Genomic DNA, 15,886 nt, shown 5'->3' with positions numbered 1-15,886 from the left:
CGTACAGACCATCAAGACATGCGGATCACAGTGGGCTATATCCGCGCCAATCATGACCGATCCCGTTCTCAAAACACTGCTTCTTCCGTTTTCGACCGGCAAGCTCGACTGGCCGAAAGACAAACCCGTGTTGTTCCTGCGCGCCCGCGCGGATACCGCACTCGGCGACTTTGCACCCGGCGGTCTGATCTGCGTGCAAAGCTTCCGTTCGCATGCGGATGTGCTCGAAAAAGCGGGCCTACGGGTTGCGCCATCGCTGCCCGAAGACGACGCACGCTTTCCGCTCGTTCTCGTGTTGCCGCCCCGCCAGCGCGAGGAAGCGCGCGCGCTTCTGGCCGAAGCGCTGTCGCGAACCGCGGATGGCGGCATCGTGATCGCCGCCCAGGCGAACACGGAAGGCGCCAAGACCGGAGAAAGCGACCTGAAGGCGCTTGCCGGCAACGTCGAGAGCCTTTCCAAGAACAAATGCAGGGTCTTCTGGGCGAACGCCGATGAAACGCGGCGAGACCCAAAGCTCCTGAACGACTGGCTGTCGCTCGACACGCCCCGTCCGATCGTCAACGGGCGGTTCATGTCCCGCCCCGGCGTCTTCGCCTGGGACAGGATCGACCCCGGTACAGCTCTCCTCGCCAAACAGCTGCCCGACACGCTGTCGGGTCACGCTGCCGACCTTGGCGCCGGGATCGGCGTCCTTTCCGTCCTGCTTCTCGCGCGGTGCCCCCATGTCGCCTCGCTCGATCTTTATGAGGCCGAAGCGCGCGCGCTCGATCTCGCGCGCGAGAACTTGCGCCACACTCAAGAGGATGGCGGCCCGAAACTCGGGTTTTTCTGGCAGGACGTCACGAAAGGGCTGTCGTCGGGGCCTTATGATGTCATCGTCATGAACCCGCCCTTTCACGAAAGCAGGGCGTCGCGCGCCGATATCGGCCAGGCCTTCATTCGCGAAGCGGCAAAGGCGCTGAAGCCGGGCGGCAGCCTTTACATGGTCGCCAACCGCCAGCTTCCTTATGAAGCAACGATCAAGGAGCATTTCACGAAGAGCGATGTCCTTGCCGACGAGGCCGGCTACAAGGTGATCGTCGCGACCAAAGGCAAGCGAACGCGATGAAGCTCGTCAGGCATCTCGCCAATCTCGGCTACGGCAGCCGCAAGGACGTGCAGCGGCTTATCCGCCAAAAGCGCGTCACCGACACCGATGGACGCGCCCTTTCCGACCACGAACTCATCCCGCATGAAGCGATACGGATAGACGATAAACCGCTCGACCCGCCTCAGGGCAGCGTGATCCTGCTCAACAAGCCCGCCGGCTATACCTGCTCCTCGCACGACCAGGGCCGGCTCGTCTACGAGCTGCTGCCGGACCGTTTCCGCTTTCGCAAACCGGCGATGTCGACTGTCGGCAGGCTCGATCGGGACACGTCCGGCCTGCTTCTCCTGACAGATGACGGCACTCTGCTGCACAAGATCATTTCGCCGAAGTCGAACGTTGCGAAGATCTACGAAGTCACGCTTGCACGCCCGCTGGAAGGCAACGAGGGTGATATCTTCGCCTCCGGCAGCCTGATGCTTAATTCGGAAAAAACGCCGCTCCTGCCAGCCGAAATGGAAGTCATCGGCGAGAAATGCGCGAGGCTGACCCTGCACGAGGGCCGCTACCACCAGGTCAGGCGCATGTTCGCGGCAGTGGGAAACCACGTCGAGGCGCTTCATCGCTCGAAGATCGGCGAGTTGACACTCGACGGGCTTGAGGAAGGCCATTGGCGGCTTTGCGACAAGAGCGATATCGCGAAAATATTGCCCTCCTGATTTTCCGCAAGTCTCACTGACAGGCCGGTCGATGAACGCTAGACTGCTTCCGCTCAGTCAACCGGAAGCAGGATGCGCCATGCTCGCCTTCCAGCGCTTGAAATGCCTCGCCGCCGTATTCGCCATCGCGGTTTCGGCCGGATCATTCGAGTCACGGGCGGCCGGGTTTCAATCCTGCATCGAAAACCTGAAAGCTCAGGCTATCAATGCCGGGGTTGACCCGCGTGTCGCGCAGGCAGCCCTCAGCAACGTCGCCTACGATGAAAAGGTGATCCGTTTTTCGACAAGCCAGCCGGAATACAAGACGCCGATCTGGGACTACATGGCATTTCTCGTCGACGACGAGCGGATATCCGACGGCAAGAAGATGCTGCGCAAGTACGACCGCACGCTCCGCGCGGTGGAGCGGACCTACGGCGTCGACCGCTACGTCGTTCTGGCGGTGTGGGGCGTTGAAAGCGACTACGGGCAGGAAACCGGCGATTTTTTCGTGCCGCATTCGCTCGCCAATCTCGCCTGTGCGGGGCGGCGGGCGAAATATTTCCGTTCCGAACTTTTCGAGGTCCTGAAAATCGCCTCGCGCGGGGATGTCGCGCTGAAGGACCTCAACGGCTCATGGGCAGGCGCCTTCGGCCAGACGCAGTTCATGCCATCGACCTATCGAAGGCTCGCTGTCGATTTCGACGGCGACAAGCACGCAGACCTTGTCCGGTCAGAAGCGGATGCGCTCGCCTCGACCGCAAATTACCTGCGCAAGGCGGGCTGGCGCAAGGGTGAACCCTGGGGGTTCGAGGTCAAGATTCCGCGCGGGTACAAGGGGCCTTCGGGGCGAAAGCGTACCGCCTCCCTCTCCACCTGGGGCAAGCGAGGCATCACCGCGCTCAACGGCAAACGCGTCGGCGGAGGGACCAAGGCAGCGCTTCTGCTTCCCGCGGGGCGCAACGGGCCGGCGTTCCTCACTTTCCGGAATTTCAACGCGATCTACTCCTACAACGTCGCGGAATCCTACGCGTTGGCGATATCCCATCTGTCGGACCGGCTTAAGGGGCAAGGCGCATTCTCCACCGCGTGGCCGACGAATGACCCTGGTCTCTCACGCGCGCAGCGCCTGCAACTGCAAAAGCTGTTGCTGCGCGCCGGCTACGACATCGGCGAGCCCGACGGCAAGGTCGGCCCCGCGACGCGCGCAGGCATCAAGCAGGCGGAAGCGCGTTTCGGCATGACCCAGACCGGGCGGCCGGGAACGAAGATCTACCGAGCACTCGGAGGGCGCTGAACGAATTTCAATCAAGCCGTGCGCTTGATTCGATATTCTCGCCACGCCAGTCTCCATAGCGCCACGGCAAATACCAGCAGGCGTTTTCGGGAAGGTTTTCGGGCACTGGATCGAATCCGCTCGCCCCGCCGGGACGGCAGCGCATGATGCGCGCCAGCCCCATCCAGCCACCTTTCCACAAGCCGAAACGCGCAATCGCGCCCTCCGTATATTCCGAGCAAGTGGGCGCATAGCGGCAGCTTCTTCCCAAAAACAGCGAGAACGTATGCCGATAGATTTGGATAGCCCCCCTTGCCAAGAGGGATGGCAATCTGCGACAAACGTATAGCAACTGGTGTGTCATTCGCTGCTCGTTCCCACGTGCTATGCGCCCTCTTCCTTGTTGCACCGCAGTATAATCAACTGCATTCGGCGATGTCGGTTCCGTGCAAATCGATGTCTGAATCAAATGAATCATTCAATTCGCAAGCTTCAATACTGAATGTGTACGGCATCTTCATTGTTTGACTTGTCTTGGCTGTTCGAATTCAAGATCTACGCTTTCGGAATACGGCGGTGCGGAGGGCACGCGAAGCCGCCTGTAACCGGGCTTGTCAGGCGAAATCGGTTGCCGTCGCACAAGGTTTTGAACCCGAGCCATGAACTCAACCGTTCGGAGGCAAAATATGTACAAGAAAATCATGGTCCCCGTAGATCTTGCACACGCGGACCGTCTGGACAAGGCGCTGACGACCGCCGCCGATCTTTCCAGGCATTACGAGATTCCAGTGTGTTATGTCGGGATAACGGCGACCACTCCGGGGCCGGTGGCTCACACTCCGAAAGAGTTCCAGTCCAAGCTCGACGCCTTTGTCAAGGACGAGGCTGCAAAACGCGGGATCGACGCATCGTCGCTTACGAAGATCAGCCACGATCCGAGCATCGATCTCGATGAAACGCTCCTGTCCGCATTGAACGAAACCGGAGCCGACCTTGTCGTCATGGCTTCGCATGTTCCTGGCGTTCCGGAGCACATTTTCGCGTCGAATGCGGGCTACCTCGCATCGCACGCACCCGTATCGGTTCTGGTCGTGCGCTAAGCGCCCATACGCCGCACCCTTTCGTCAAATATCCAACAAAAGAGTAAGAGACGATGTCCGATCAAGCCGACATGCTAAGCCCCGACGGGGAAGCCAATGTTATCGATACCGAATACGAGGTAGGCCAGGACAACATACAAGCCAGCATCGGGCCGTTCGGCCTCGACATCCACAACCCGGTCTTCATGATTTCCGGGCTCACGATCGTCGCTTTCGTATTCCTGACCCTCGCCTTCCAGGAGGCCGCCGGTCCGTTCTTCAACGATCTGCGCGGCACGATCACGTCAATCTTCGACTGGTTCTTCCTGTCCGCGGCGAACGTTTTCGTCATTCTCTGCCTTGTGCTGATCGTTACCCCGCTCGGCAAGGTTCGCCTTGGCGGGACGGAAGCCGTTCCGGAATATTCCTATTCCGGCTGGTTCGCGATGCTCTTTGCCGCCGGCATGGGCATCGGGCTCATGTTCTACGGCGTTTCCGAACCGATCTCGCATTTCTCCTCGTCCTTTGCCGAAGGAGCCGGGTCGCCGGACAGCTGGGCGCCGCTGGCAGGTGCCGCAGGTGACCAAACGGAAGCCCAGCGCCTTGGCATGGCGGCGACGATCTTCCACTGGGGCCTGCACCCGTGGGCTATATATGCCGTCGTCGCGCTGGCGCTTGCCCTTTTCTCCTATAACAAGGGCTTGCCGCTGACGATCCGCTCGATCTTTTACCCGATCTTCGGCGAACGGGTGTGGGGCTGGACGGGACACATCATCGACACGCTGGCGGTCTTTGCCACGCTCTTCGGCCTTGCGACGTCTCTCGGCTTCGGCGCCGAACAGGCAAACGCGGGCCTTGAGTTCCTCTTCGGCTGGACCGTGACGGACACGTCCAAGGTCTTCCTGATCATCGGCATCACGGCGGTCGCGCTTATTTCTGTCGTTGCCGGCCTCGATGCGGGCGTCAAGCGCCTGTCGGAAATCAACATGGTGCTTGCCGCGCTGCTCTTGCTGTTCGTGACCATCGTCGGCCCGACGGGAGAAATCATTCGCGGTTTCTTCGCGAACCTCGGCGCCTATGCCGAATATCTTCCCTCGCTCTCCAACCCGTTCGGCCGGGCGGACGACAACTTCCGCCAGGGCTGGACGGCGTTCTACTGGGCATGGTGGATTTCCTGGTCGCCGTTCGTCGGCATGTTCATCGCGCGTGTCTCGCGCGGGCGTACGGTGCGCGAATTCATTACCTGCGTGCTGATCATTCCCTCGCTCGTATCGGTCTTCTGGATGACCGCTTTCGGCGGCACGGCCATCAGCCAGATCGTCAACGACGGATACACCGCCGTTTCCGACGCATCCCTTGAGCTCAAGCTCTTCGTCATGCTCGATCAGTTGCCGCTGGCGCAGATCACGTCGTTCCTCGGCATCGTTCTGGTGATCGTGTTCTTCGTGACGTCTTCGGACTCAGGCTCCCTGGTGATCGATACGATCACCGCGGGCGGCAAGGTCGACGCCCCCGTGCCGCAGCGCGTGTTCTGGGCTTGCTTTGAAGGGCTCGTGGCGATCGCACTGCTTCTGGGAGGCGGCCTCGGCGCGTTGCAGGCGGCGGCGGTATCGACCGGGCTTCCCTTCACGCTCATCCTGCTTCTTGCATGCTATGCGATCGTCAAGGGACTTATTACCGAACCCCGCTGAAGCTTGTCGCGAAAAAGAGAAAGGGCCGCGCACCGCGCGGCCCTTTTTGTTGATATTCCTTCTGGATTTCAGCCGGAAACGACTTCCTCCAGGCCCGCTTTCCTGTCGATCCGGTCGATTGCATCGACCACCGCATCGAAAGTCAGCATGGTCGAAGCATGACGTGCCTTGTAGTCGCGCACGGGTTCCAGGTACTTGCAGTCCTCGAACCGGCCTTCCGGCGGCGGTCCGTTTTCCTTCAGCATTTTTCGCATGGTTTCGCGCAGGTCCCGCAATTCGTCGAAGCTTGCGCCGACCACATGGCGCGCCATGATGGCGGATGCGGCCTGGCCCAGGGCACAGGCCTTCACGTCATGGGCGAAGTCGGTCACGACGCCGTCTTCGGCCTTGATGTCCACGGAAACGGTCGATCCGCAAAGTTTCGAATGCGCCTTAGCGGAAGCGTCCGGCTTTTCCAGATGCCCCAACCGGGGTATATTGCCGGCAAAATCAAGGATCTTGGCGTTGTAGATATCGTCGAGCATGCTCGCCTCTTCGTGAAGCCGGGTGACTTCACAGGTTTTCGATCTCCCTTATATAGATCGCAGCGTGATATCGAAACGCAAGTCCCCGGATGTTAAAGAAGCATCCGTATCACGCAAATGCCATATGCGTCGTATTTGGAGTGATTCAAGCCGCGCCGCGAGATGGTCCAACACACGCGCTGGAGCGTAGGATTGAGGAATGGTTCTGATCAGGAGGTCCTTATGGACGCCATTTTGAAGCCGATCGGCAAGACGACCGACAATGATACGTCCGGTCGCGCGGTCGAGCGTCCAAGCCGTGAAGAGGCCGAAGCGGCCGTGCGCACCCTCCTCGCCTGGATGGGCGATGACCCCGACCGTGAAGGACTGGTGGACACGCCCGCACGCGTGGTAAAGGCCTACGGCGAGATTTTCGGCGGCTATTTCGAAGATCCGGCCGATCATCTGAAGCGCACTTTCGAGGAAGTCGGCGGTTACGAGGACATCATCCTTGTCCGCGACATCCCCTTCAATTCCCATTGCGAGCATCACGTGCTGCCCTTCGTGGGCGTGGCGCATATCGCCTATTATCCGTCAAGCGGCGTCGTCGGCCTGTCCAAGATCGCGCGCGTGGTCGATATTTTCGCCCGCCGCCTGCAAACACAGGAGAACTTGACGGCGCAGATCGTCTCCGCCATTGACGAGCACCTGAGCCCGCGCGGCACCGCCGTCATGATCGAGGCCGAGCACCAGTGCATGAGCATGCGCGGCATCCGCAAACAGGGCGTTTCGACGATAACGACCCAGTTCACGGGCGTCTTCCAGGACGATCCGGCCGAGCAGGTTCGTTTCATGACGCTGGTGCGCGGAGGACGCTGATTGACCGTGGCGAAGAAGGATCAGGCATGAGCGATACGATCTTCGCCGAACGCGGCACCAGGTCCGAAATCGAAACCGGCGATCGGCTTCAGCCCAAATTCGACGATAACGGTCTTATCGTTTGCGTCGTTACCAACGCGGACGATGGGACGATACTTATGGTCGGCTACATGAATGCCGAAGCGCTGAGGCGGACCATCGACACCGGCGAGGCGTGGTACTGGAGCCGTTCCAGGCAAAGCTTCTGGAAGAAGGGCGAAACGTCCGGGCAGGTTCAAAAGGTTGTGGAAATCCGCACCGACTGCGACCAGGACGCGATCGAGCTTCGGGTGCGCGTTAAAGGAAACGGCGCGACCTGCCACGTGGGCTACCGCTCCTGCTTCTTCCGGAAGGTGGAAAAGCGGCCTGACGGTGGAGTCGGACTCGTGCTTGCGGGCGGCGAGCGCGTCTACGATCCGAAGGACGTGTACGGAAAGTCCTGAAACGGAATGCATAGGGCGGGAGTTCCCGCCCTATCCTCAGTAAACCCGGGAAATACAGAACTCGACGGCTTCCGCGAGCGCATCGCGGATGTCGCCTTCCGGCAGCGGCTGGAGCGCGGAAAGCGCGGTGCTTCCGAAGCCGCGCGCACGTTCGATCGTGTCGGCAAGCGCATCCGTTCGCTTTATCAATTCGATCGCGTGGTCCAGATCGCCGTCTTCGAGTTCATGCGTTTCAAGGCAGCGTTTCCAGAACGCCCGGTCCCCGTCCGACCCGCGTTGCACGGACAGAATCACGGGAAGCGTGATCTTGCCTTCCCTGAAATCGTCGCCGACCTGCTTGCCGAGCGCATCCGCCGAACCGCCGTAGTCGAGCGCATCGTCAACGAGCTGAAATGCGAGGCCAAGATCCATCCCGTAGCGGCGGGCGGCCTGCTGCATGCCATCGGGCGCTTCGGATATCACCGGCCCGACTTCGGCAGCGGCAGCGAAAAGTGCCGCCGTTTTCGCCTCCACAACCTTCATGTAGCGGCTTTCATCGGTCGCGATATTGTGGGCCGCGCCCAGCTGCATCACCTCGCCCTCGGCTATCACCGCCGACGCTTCGGACAGAATGCGCAAGGCCTCCAGCGAACCGACGTCGACCATCATCTTGAAGGCCTGACCCAGCAGATAGTCGCCGACCAGCACGCTCGCCTGATTGCCCCAGAGCTTGCGCGCGGCAAGCTTGCCCCGGCGCATGTCGCTTTCGTCGACCACATCGTCATGCAATAGCGTCGCCGTATGCATGAACTCCACACTGGCCGCGAGCGTAACGTGCCCGTCGCCACGGTAGCCGAACATGTCGGCCAGCGCGAGCGTCAGCATCGGCCGCAGCCTCTTGCCCCCCGAGGAGATCAGGTGGCGTGCCACCTCGGGAATCATCTCCACGTTCGACCCGGCCTTCGACAGGATCAGCTCGTTTACGGCCTGCATGCCGCCGTCGACGAGGTCGACCAATGGCTGGATGCTCGGATCCTTGCTTTTTTCGCCCGAAATGGAAGCAACAACGCCCACGTGAATGGCCCTTTTGGATCAATCCGCCCCGGCGGGTCTGAACCGTCCGGCGACGCATCGCTCTATCGAGTGTTTACGACTGAACTCCCGGCCGGGATTTCCCTTGCTCGAGTTTCAGTTCCAATTTTCGCCGGACAATAGGAGCCAGAACGTCCTGCGGCAAGACGGGAGCGGCTTCACAGAGTGTCAAACCCGCTCAATTGTTGGATCGAACCACGCCGCATCATCGTCTATCGTGGGATCAAAGGGGATTCGCGGACGAGACGAGGGAATGGAAGAACTCATCCGAACCAATGACATGGTGCTCATTTCATTCATCGAAGCGCTTCTGGACGAAGCGCGGATCGAGCATATGGTGCTCGACACCAACATGAGCGTTCTCGAAGGCTCGCTAGGCGTCCTGCCGCGCCGTGTGCTGGTCGATGCCGAGAGAATGAACCAGGCCAGGCGTGTCCTGCGCGACGCCGGTCTCGGCGCGGAGATCGATCCCACCTCGCAACCGAAATCATGACCGGCACGACCCGCGACGCATTCCTCGGCGGACAGGTCATGATCGAGCAGCCGGCCAGGGGCCGCCATCGCGCGGGCCTCGATGCCGTCTATCTCGCCGCCGCCGTACCGGAAGGCACGACAGGCCATGTCGTGGACCTCGGATCGGGCGTCGGCACGGCAGGCTTTTGCGTGGCCGCCAGGCTTTCGGGCGTCACCATCACCCTGGTCGACAGCGACGCGCATGTCCTCGCACTTGCGGAAAATGCGCTTCGTTTTGCGGAGAACGCACATTTCGCCGAACGAATCTCGATCCTGGAAGCGGATATCGAAGCGCGCGGCGCCGAAAGACACGCCAGAGGCCTGACGCCCGGCTTCGCCGATCATGTGATCATGAACCCGCCGTACTATACGGGCGGCCGGTTTCGCGCTTCCCCTGCAAACGCGCGTGCGTCCGCGCATATGCTCGGTGCGCAAGGGCTGGAGCCATGGGCGAAAACGGCAACCGACATCCTGCGCGAAGGAGGAAGCCTGACGGTGATCTTCCGTGCGGACGGGCTCGGCGAACTCCTGAACGTTCTGGACGGTCGCTTCGGCGCGATCGACGTGATCCCCTTGCGCCCACGTCCACAATCTGCCGCCACGCGGGTGATCCTTCGCGCCGTACGCGCTTCCCGCGCGCCGCTTCGCCTTCTTCCGGGTTTCGTCCTGCACAAGGGCGAGGGATCGGATTTCACGGATGAGGCGCGCGCCGTCATGCGTGACGGCGTGGGACTCGTCATCCCTGCCAGACAGGCTTGAGGTAGCGTCCGGGAGCTGCGTCACTCTCCCGTCTGTATCGTCTTCAGATATCCGATGAATGCGGCGATCTCGTCGGGCTGGAGGATAAATTCCGGCATGTCCGGGTGCCCGGTGATAATGCCTTCGGCCAGTGCTTCTTCGAGGGTTTCCACCGGATAACGCTTCGAGAGATCCCGAAAAGCCGGGGCGCCCGTCAGCGGGCTTTCGCCACTCTCGCCGGTAGCATGGCATCTTGCGCAATTCTCCTGCGCCAATTGCCTGCCAAGTTCCAGGTCGCTCTTGCCGGGAACGGAAACGACATTCGCCGCAGGTTCTCCTCCCGCTCCACCGTTTGCGTCTTCTGTCGCCTCCGCATTGGCAGGCATGGCGGAAAGGCATATCTGCAGCATCACCATGCGTGCGGCAATCAAACGCATAATCGACCTCCCCGGCGAATCCACAGCCGATGCGAGCGTAGTTCAAAACGATACATCACGCATCGGTACATTCCGCCGGCAACTGATCCTACTCAAGCGAGTTCAGAAACTCGCGCGCTCGTTTCCGCAATGTGTTCATTCGCGCTTTATCCATCCTGTCGAGCGTGCGATAGACCATGCCCAAACGCGGGTTCGCCCCCAGCTTTTCCCGGTTTCGCGCCATGAAGTCCCAATAAAGGGCATTGAACGGGCAAAGGTTCTGCATGTCCTTCGCCTTCGGCGAATATCGGCAACCCGTGCAATAGTCGGACATGCGCTGAATATAGTTTGCCGAAGCCGCATAGGGCTTGGAGGCCATCAGCCCGCCGTCGGCGAAAAGCGCCATGCCGTGCGTGTTCGGCAGTTCCACCCATTCGTAGGCGTCGGCATATACGGCAAGGTACCATTCCTCCACCTGTGCCGGATCGATACCCGCAAGAAGCGCGAAATTTCCCGTCAGCATGAGGCGCTGGATATGGTGTGCGTATGCATTCTCCCGCGTTTCGCCAATCGCGGCGGCCATGCAGGCCATATCGGTTTCTCCCGACCAGTAGAACCACGGCAGGTCGCGATCCGCGCCGAAGAAATTGCTCTTCGGATAATCCGGCATCTTGAGCCAATAGAGACCGCGAACGTATTCGCGCCAACCGAGGATCTGGCGAATGAAGCCTTCGACAGCGTTGAGCGGCGCCCGGCCTTCGCGCCAGGCATCCTCCGCCTCGCGGCAGATTTCTCGCGGGCAAAGCAGGCCCACGTTGAGCGGCGCCGACAACAGAGAATGAAAAAGAAAAGGCGCGCCCTCCTTCATCGCGTCCTGATAGTCGCCAAAGAACGGCAGGCAAGCCTCGATGAAATGATCCAGCGCCATCAGCGCCTCGTCCCGCGTGACCGGGAAACCCATACCGGTCGCCTTGCCCATATGGCCGTCAAACCCTCCATCGACGAGTTCGATCACCATTCTCGTCGTTTCATCCGGCTGGAAGCCAATCCGTTCGGGGAGCTTCATGTCCGCCGGAAGGCTCTTGCGGTTTTCCCTGTCGAAATTCCAGGCGCTGCCTGCCGGCTTGTCACCTTCCATCAACAGCCCGGTCTTGCGGCGCATTTCGCGGTAGAACCACTCCATGCGCAATTCCTTGCGCCCTTCGGCGAAACGCCTGAAGTCTTCAAGGCTTGCGAAAAACCGCCCGTCGGGGCGGATTTCGACTGGAATTCCAAGTCGGCTTTCCCATGTCTTCATCTCTTCCAGCACCCGCCATTCGCCCGGATGCGTGACGATAATCCGCTGCGGTGCGTGGCGCACGACCGCCCGCTTCAGCTCACCCGTGAAGCTGCCGGTGTTTTGCGGATCGTCGAGCCGCACATAGTCGACCTCGATCCCCTCGCCCTCAAGGCTTTCGGCGAAGTGGCGCATGGCGGATAGGATGAAGGCGATCTTCTTCTTGTGATGGCGCACATAGGTCGCCTCACTCATCAGTTCGCACATGAAAATCACGTCACCCGGCTCCAGGTCGCTGAGCGAGGCAATGTCGCGCGAAAGCTGGTCGCCGAGAATGAAGCGCAGTGCGGCCAAGGTGGTTGCCCCGAAGATGCCGGATTATAAATATTTGCAATCGTTACGAAGCTGTGATGCCTTCGGTTCAACGGCTTGTCCCCGCCGGATACGGATCCGGCCGCTCGACAAGCGCCCGAACTTGCGAAATCAGGATAGAGTCATGAACGACAATCGATTGCCCGCCTCGATCGACGAGACACTCGCCCTGCTCGACAGTGAAGGGTACGTGGCCGACAGATCGTTGGCGACGGTGCTGCATCTGGCGCTTGCCATGAAGCGTCCGCTCTTTCTGGAGGGCGAGGCGGGCGTCGGCAAGACGGAGATCGCCAAAGTGCTGGCAGGAGCCCTCGGCCGCGACCTGATCCGGCTCCAGTGTTACGAAGGGCTTGATGTTTCCACCGCGGTTTACGAGTGGAACTATGCCGCGCAGATGGTCGAAATCCGCGTCTCGGAAGCTGCCGGCGACACGGATCACGAGGAATTGTCGAAGAACGTCTTTTCCGAGCGTTTCCTCATCAAGCGCCCCGTGCTTCAGGCGCTGCAACCGTCCCTGTCGGGTCCGCCTGTGCTCCTTATCGACGAGCTGGACCGCGCCGACGAGGCGTTCGAGGCGTTCCTGCTTGAGATTCTTGCCGACAATCAGGTGACGATCCCGGAGCTTGGCACGATACGCGCCAACGAACCGCCGATCGTCATCATCACGACGAACCGCACGCGCGAAATCCATGATGCGCTCAAACGCCGCTGTCTTTATCACTGGGTCGATTATCCGGATGCGCAGCGGGAACTGCAGATCGTCCGCCGCAAGGTGCCCGGCGCGCCGGAACGGCTGTCAAGCGAGGTTGTCGCATTCGTTCAGAAGTTGCGTGCGGACGAGGACCTCTTCAAGCAGCCGGGCGTTGCCGAAACGCTCGATTGGGCAACCGCCCTGACCGAACTTGAGGAAATCGCGCTCGATCCCGAAACGGCTTCGGACACGCTCGGTGTCCTTTTGAAGTACCAGGACGATATCGAGCGCGTACGCGGCTCGAGAACCCGCCAGATCGTCGAGGATATCCGCAAGGAAATACAGCCCGAAAAAGCGCCGGCCGTCTGAGATGCGCGAAAGTGGCAGCGAAAGCGAATTGACCCGCAGCGACGGGCGGATCGTCGACAATATCGTTCATTTCGCCCGCACGCTGCGAAAGGCGGGCCTGCCTGTCGGCCCGGCCAGCGTCGTTGATGCGGTGCGCGCGGTCGAAACCTCCGGCATCACCAGCCGCGAGGACCTTTACTGGACGCTGCATGCCGTCTTCGTGCGCAAGCGCGAACATCGCATCCTTTTCGACGAGGCGTTCCGCATCTACTGGAAAAGCCGCGGCCTTGTCGAAAAAATGCTGGCGTTGCTTTCGCCCGTCGCTCCGCCTCAGGCTGGACCTGAAAAGCCGAAGGCCGGCCAGACGCGCATCGCCCAGGCATTTCAGAAAATGCAGGAGCGTGAGCAAACACGCGAAAAGGAAGAAGTAGAGGTCGACGCCCGCTTTACCGTTTCCGGCAAGGAGGTCCTTCAGAAAAAGGATTTCGCGCAGATGACGGCGGAGGAAATCCGCGAAGCGCAAAAAGCGCTCCGGGGGATGGTGCTTTCGATGGAGAAAGTGCGTCAACGCCGCCTCGTTCCCGCGCCCCGCGGGCGCATCGACCCGCGCCGCTCGCTTCGCGCTTCCTTGCGTGCCGGCGGCGATATCATCGCGCTCAAGCACCGCAAGCCGGACGAGCGCCGCCCTCCCCTGGTCGCGCTATGCGATATCTCCGGCTCCATGAGCCAGTATTCCAGGCTTCTCCTGCATTTCCTGCATGCGCTGTCGGAAGAGCGGCGAAACGTTCATACGTTCCTTTTTGGCACGCGCCTTACCAATGTGACCCGCCAACTCAGGATGAAGGATCCGGACGAGGCGCTGGAAGCCTGCTCGGATGGCGTCGAAGACTGGTCGGGCGGAACGCGCATCGCCACTGCGCTGCATGATTTCAACAAAAACTGGTCCCGGCGCGTTCTTTCCGGCGGGCCGATCGTGCTTCTGATCACCGACGGGCTGGAGCGCGATACGGATGAGGATCTGGAGCGCGAGATGGATCGACTTCACCGCTCCTGCCGACGGCTGATCTGGCTGAACCCGTTGCTTCGTTTCGAAGGGTTCGAGGCAAAGGCGCGCGGCGTGCGCGCCATGCTTCCTCATGTCGACGAATTCCGCTCCGTCCACTCGCTGGATGCCGTCCAGGATCTCGTGGACGCACTTTCCGGCAATCCGGCGCTCACCGCCGAAACCGACCCTCGCCGCTGGCTGCGCGAGGCAAGCTGACGCGCGGCAAACCGGAAGCTTCCTTTGAAGATTTTCAGCTCATCGCGATGTAGTGGCGCATTTCGTCCGCCTCGCGCTCGATTTGCGCGATACGGTATTTCACCACGTCGCCGATGGAGATAAGCCCGGTCAGCCGGCCGTTCGTCACCACCGGCAAGTGTCGGAAGCGCCCGGAAGTCATGACCCCCATAACCTCGTTCAGCGTGTCCTCTTCCCTCGCGGTGATCACCTCTTTCGTCATATAGGCCTTCACCGGTTGGTCGAGCGCGCCGTCGCCGTCCCTGGCGATTGCCCGTACGATATCGCGTTCGGAAATGATGCCTTTGAGAATGTTACCTTTTTCGGCGATGAGAATTGCACCGATACCGTGTTTGCCGAGCAGCGTGCAGATTTCACGAAGCGTCTTGTCGGCGCTTTCGGTGTAAATGTCGCGGCCTTTCTCGTTCAGTATCGCGGCAACCGTCATGGCAAGCTCCTCCGTCAGAGACCGGTCCAGCGCCCTGCAGGTTCAGCCCGCATCGGCAGGTTGCGCCGAAAATCGCGCGGGCTGGCCGGATTCGAAAGGCCGGAGGATTGCTTCCAGGTTCGCTCGAACGCAGGATGCTCCAGCCTTCCAAGAGCGCGCCGGACACGCTACATCGCACTCATTGTGACAAATTTCCGTGATTGCGCAACCAAATAGACCCAGCGTCATGAACGGCAGCGAGCCGTCAGGTGCTCCGGCGGGGAATAGGGTCGAACAGTGGAAAAAGGGCAAGGCCTGCCAGAAATCCGCCGATATGCGCCTCCCACGCAACGGATGCGCCCTCACCCGCAATTGGCGTCGACCACACGCCGAAGAGGATATTTACCCCGAACCAGACGCCCAGAAATGCAAGCACCTGCCGGTTTGCAAGGGATTGGGCGAGGCCCATTGCGGGAACGCGATAGGCTGCTTCATCCGTCCGGCGAATAACGCCAAGCGGGCCTCCCATTTCAAAGACGAAGCGCGATGCGCCCGCCATCTGGCCCGAAATTGCCGCCGACGCTCCGACCATGGGCACGGCTTCGCCGAAATGGGTAACAAGATGCGCAAGCGCCCCGCCGATCGCGCAAAGGGCCGAAAACAGGAGAAAACGTGTGGCGTGAAAGCGGCGCGCGAGCGCGCTGCCGAACACCACCATCCAAAGCAGGTTGAAGAACAGATGCATGCCTCCGCCGTGCAGGAAGGCATAGCTGAGGAATGTCCAGACGTCCGCGAATTCGCCGCCCGGCAAAACCTGGCCGCCCAGTGCATCGTGCGCGTAGCGGATCGGCAGAAACGCGAAAAGCAGCAGGAAATACGTTTCTGCATCATAGCCGAGCGCATAAACCCGGATTGCATGGATCGCGATAAGCACAAGCGACAATACCGCCACGACCGACGGAATATTGAGCGCGGGCTCACCGCGTGGTGGCAGCGGCTGGTGTTCGTACTCGGTCATATGCGGTCCGCTTGTGATTATCCACCGACCAAATACGCGGGC

General features: G+C 60.8%; 18 protein-coding genes. 11 read left to right on the top strand and 7 right to left on the bottom strand.

The window, feature by feature from the left end:
- Positions 1 to 52: 52 nt before the first annotated feature.
- The 3 genes from GR183_RS02925 to GR183_RS02915 all read left to right on the top strand — a co-directional run bounded on the left by GR183_RS02925 (position 53) and on the right by GR183_RS02915 (position 3,082).
- Complete coding sequence (locus tag GR183_RS02925) at positions 53 to 1,108, top strand: class I SAM-dependent methyltransferase (protein WP_160774069.1); 1,056 nt, start codon at positions 53 to 55, stop codon at positions 1,106 to 1,108.
- A complete protein-coding gene (locus tag GR183_RS02920; RefSeq protein WP_160774068.1) occupies positions 1,105 to 1,806 on the top strand; it encodes a pseudouridine synthase in 702 nt (233 codons plus the stop codon). Before GR183_RS02925 ends, GR183_RS02920 begins: the two co-directional genes overlap by 4 nt.
- Before the next feature lie 79 nt (positions 1,807 to 1,885).
- A complete protein-coding gene (locus GR183_RS02915) occupies positions 1,886 to 3,082 on the top strand; it encodes a lytic murein transglycosylase (RefSeq protein ID WP_160774067.1) in 1,197 nt (398 codons plus the stop codon).
- A 7-nt stretch (positions 3,083 to 3,089) separates the two neighbouring features.
- Here the strand turns inward: GR183_RS02915 and yidD are convergent, their stop codons facing one another.
- Positions 3,090 to 3,425, bottom strand: coding sequence for a membrane protein insertion efficiency factor YidD (gene yidD, locus GR183_RS02910; protein WP_160774066.1), 336 nt, complete (start codon positions 3,423 to 3,425; stop codon positions 3,090 to 3,092).
- Between the two features lie 322 nt (positions 3,426 to 3,747).
- On the opposite strand from yidD, the gene GR183_RS02905 reads away from it, so the two are divergent.
- Both GR183_RS02905 and GR183_RS02900 read left to right on the top strand, forming a co-directional pair.
- Positions 3,748 to 4,161 carry a universal stress protein gene (locus GR183_RS02905; protein WP_160774065.1) on the top strand — a complete coding sequence of 138 codons (414 nt, stop codon included), beginning with the start codon at positions 3,748 to 3,750 and terminating at the stop codon, positions 4,159 to 4,161.
- Positions 4,162 to 4,214: 53 nt separating this feature from the next.
- Positions 4,215 to 5,831, top strand: coding sequence for a BCCT family transporter (locus GR183_RS02900; RefSeq protein ID WP_160774064.1), 1,617 nt, complete (start codon positions 4,215 to 4,217; stop codon positions 5,829 to 5,831).
- Positions 5,832 to 5,899: 68 nt separating this feature from the next.
- Here the strand turns inward: GR183_RS02900 and GR183_RS02895 are convergent, their stop codons facing one another.
- The gene (locus GR183_RS02895; protein ID WP_160774063.1) at positions 5,900 to 6,355 is read right to left on the bottom strand and encodes an iron-sulfur cluster assembly scaffold protein; all 456 of its coding nucleotides are present in this window, start codon (positions 6,353 to 6,355) and stop codon (positions 5,900 to 5,902) included.
- Positions 6,356 to 6,577: 222 nt separating this feature from the next.
- Between GR183_RS02895 and folE the strand changes: the two genes are divergently transcribed.
- Positions 6,578 to 7,213: a GTP cyclohydrolase I FolE gene (gene folE / locus GR183_RS02890; RefSeq protein ID WP_160774062.1), complete on the top strand. Its 636-nt coding sequence runs from the start codon at positions 6,578 to 6,580 to the stop codon at positions 7,211 to 7,213.
- Between the two features lie 26 nt (positions 7,214 to 7,239).
- Positions 7,240 to 7,695, top strand: coding sequence for a phosphoribosyl-AMP cyclohydrolase (gene hisI / locus GR183_RS02885; RefSeq protein ID WP_160774061.1), 456 nt, complete (start codon positions 7,240 to 7,242; stop codon positions 7,693 to 7,695).
- 36 nt (positions 7,696 to 7,731) lie between these two features.
- Here hisI and GR183_RS02880 read toward each other — a convergent pair whose 3' ends face one another.
- On the bottom strand, positions 7,732 to 8,748 hold the full coding sequence (locus tag GR183_RS02880) for a polyprenyl synthetase family protein (RefSeq protein ID WP_160774060.1): 1,017 nt from the start codon (positions 8,746 to 8,748) through the stop codon (positions 7,732 to 7,734).
- A 271-nt stretch (positions 8,749 to 9,019) separates the two neighbouring features.
- Between GR183_RS02880 and GR183_RS02875 the strand changes: the two genes are divergently transcribed.
- Positions 9,020 to 9,259, top strand: a complete 240-nt coding sequence (locus tag GR183_RS02875; protein ID WP_160774059.1) for a putative signal transducing protein — start codon at positions 9,020 to 9,022, stop codon at positions 9,257 to 9,259.
- A complete protein-coding gene (locus GR183_RS02870; protein ID WP_160774058.1) occupies positions 9,256 to 10,038 on the top strand; it encodes a tRNA1(Val) (adenine(37)-N6)-methyltransferase in 783 nt (260 codons plus the stop codon). Before GR183_RS02875 ends, GR183_RS02870 begins: the two co-directional genes overlap by 4 nt.
- 20 nt (positions 10,039 to 10,058) lie before the next feature.
- Here GR183_RS02870 and GR183_RS02865 read toward each other — a convergent pair whose 3' ends face one another.
- Both GR183_RS02865 and GR183_RS02860 read right to left on the bottom strand, forming a co-directional pair.
- Entirely contained in the window at positions 10,059 to 10,454 is a 396-nt protein-coding gene (locus GR183_RS02865) for a c-type cytochrome (RefSeq protein WP_244313583.1), read from the bottom strand.
- An 88-nt stretch (positions 10,455 to 10,542) separates the two neighbouring features.
- The gene (locus tag GR183_RS02860) at positions 10,543 to 12,063 is read right to left on the bottom strand and encodes a cryptochrome/photolyase family protein (RefSeq protein ID WP_160774057.1); all 1,521 of its coding nucleotides are present in this window, start codon (positions 12,061 to 12,063) and stop codon (positions 10,543 to 10,545) included.
- Positions 12,064 to 12,205: 142 nt separating this feature from the next.
- Between GR183_RS02860 and GR183_RS02855 the strand changes: the two genes are divergently transcribed.
- Both GR183_RS02855 and GR183_RS02850 read left to right on the top strand, forming a co-directional pair.
- Positions 12,206 to 13,141, top strand: a complete 936-nt coding sequence (locus GR183_RS02855; protein WP_160774056.1) for an AAA family ATPase — start codon at positions 12,206 to 12,208, stop codon at positions 13,139 to 13,141.
- A gap of 1 nt (position 13,142) precedes the next feature.
- Positions 13,143 to 14,381 (top strand): vWA domain-containing protein, encoded by a 1,239-nt coding sequence (locus GR183_RS02850; RefSeq protein WP_160774055.1) that lies wholly within the window; start codon positions 13,143 to 13,145, stop codon positions 14,379 to 14,381.
- 34 nt (positions 14,382 to 14,415) lie between these two features.
- On the opposite strand, the gene GR183_RS02845 is transcribed toward GR183_RS02850, so the two are convergent.
- Both GR183_RS02845 and GR183_RS02840 read right to left on the bottom strand, forming a co-directional pair.
- On the bottom strand, positions 14,416 to 14,847 hold the full coding sequence (locus GR183_RS02845; protein WP_160774054.1) for a CBS domain-containing protein: 432 nt from the start codon (positions 14,845 to 14,847) through the stop codon (positions 14,416 to 14,418).
- Between the two features lie 244 nt (positions 14,848 to 15,091).
- Entirely contained in the window at positions 15,092 to 15,844 is a 753-nt protein-coding gene (locus GR183_RS02840) for a rhomboid family intramembrane serine protease (protein WP_160774053.1), read from the bottom strand.
- Between the last annotated feature and the right edge of the window lie 42 nt (positions 15,845 to 15,886).

The organism is Stappia sediminis (genome assembly GCF_009826895.1).
Lineage (GTDB): Bacteria > Pseudomonadota > Alphaproteobacteria > Rhizobiales > Stappiaceae > Hongsoonwoonella > Hongsoonwoonella sediminis.
The sequence above is the reverse complement of the archived record's forward strand: the minus strand, read 5'-3'. Positions and strand labels throughout refer to the sequence as shown.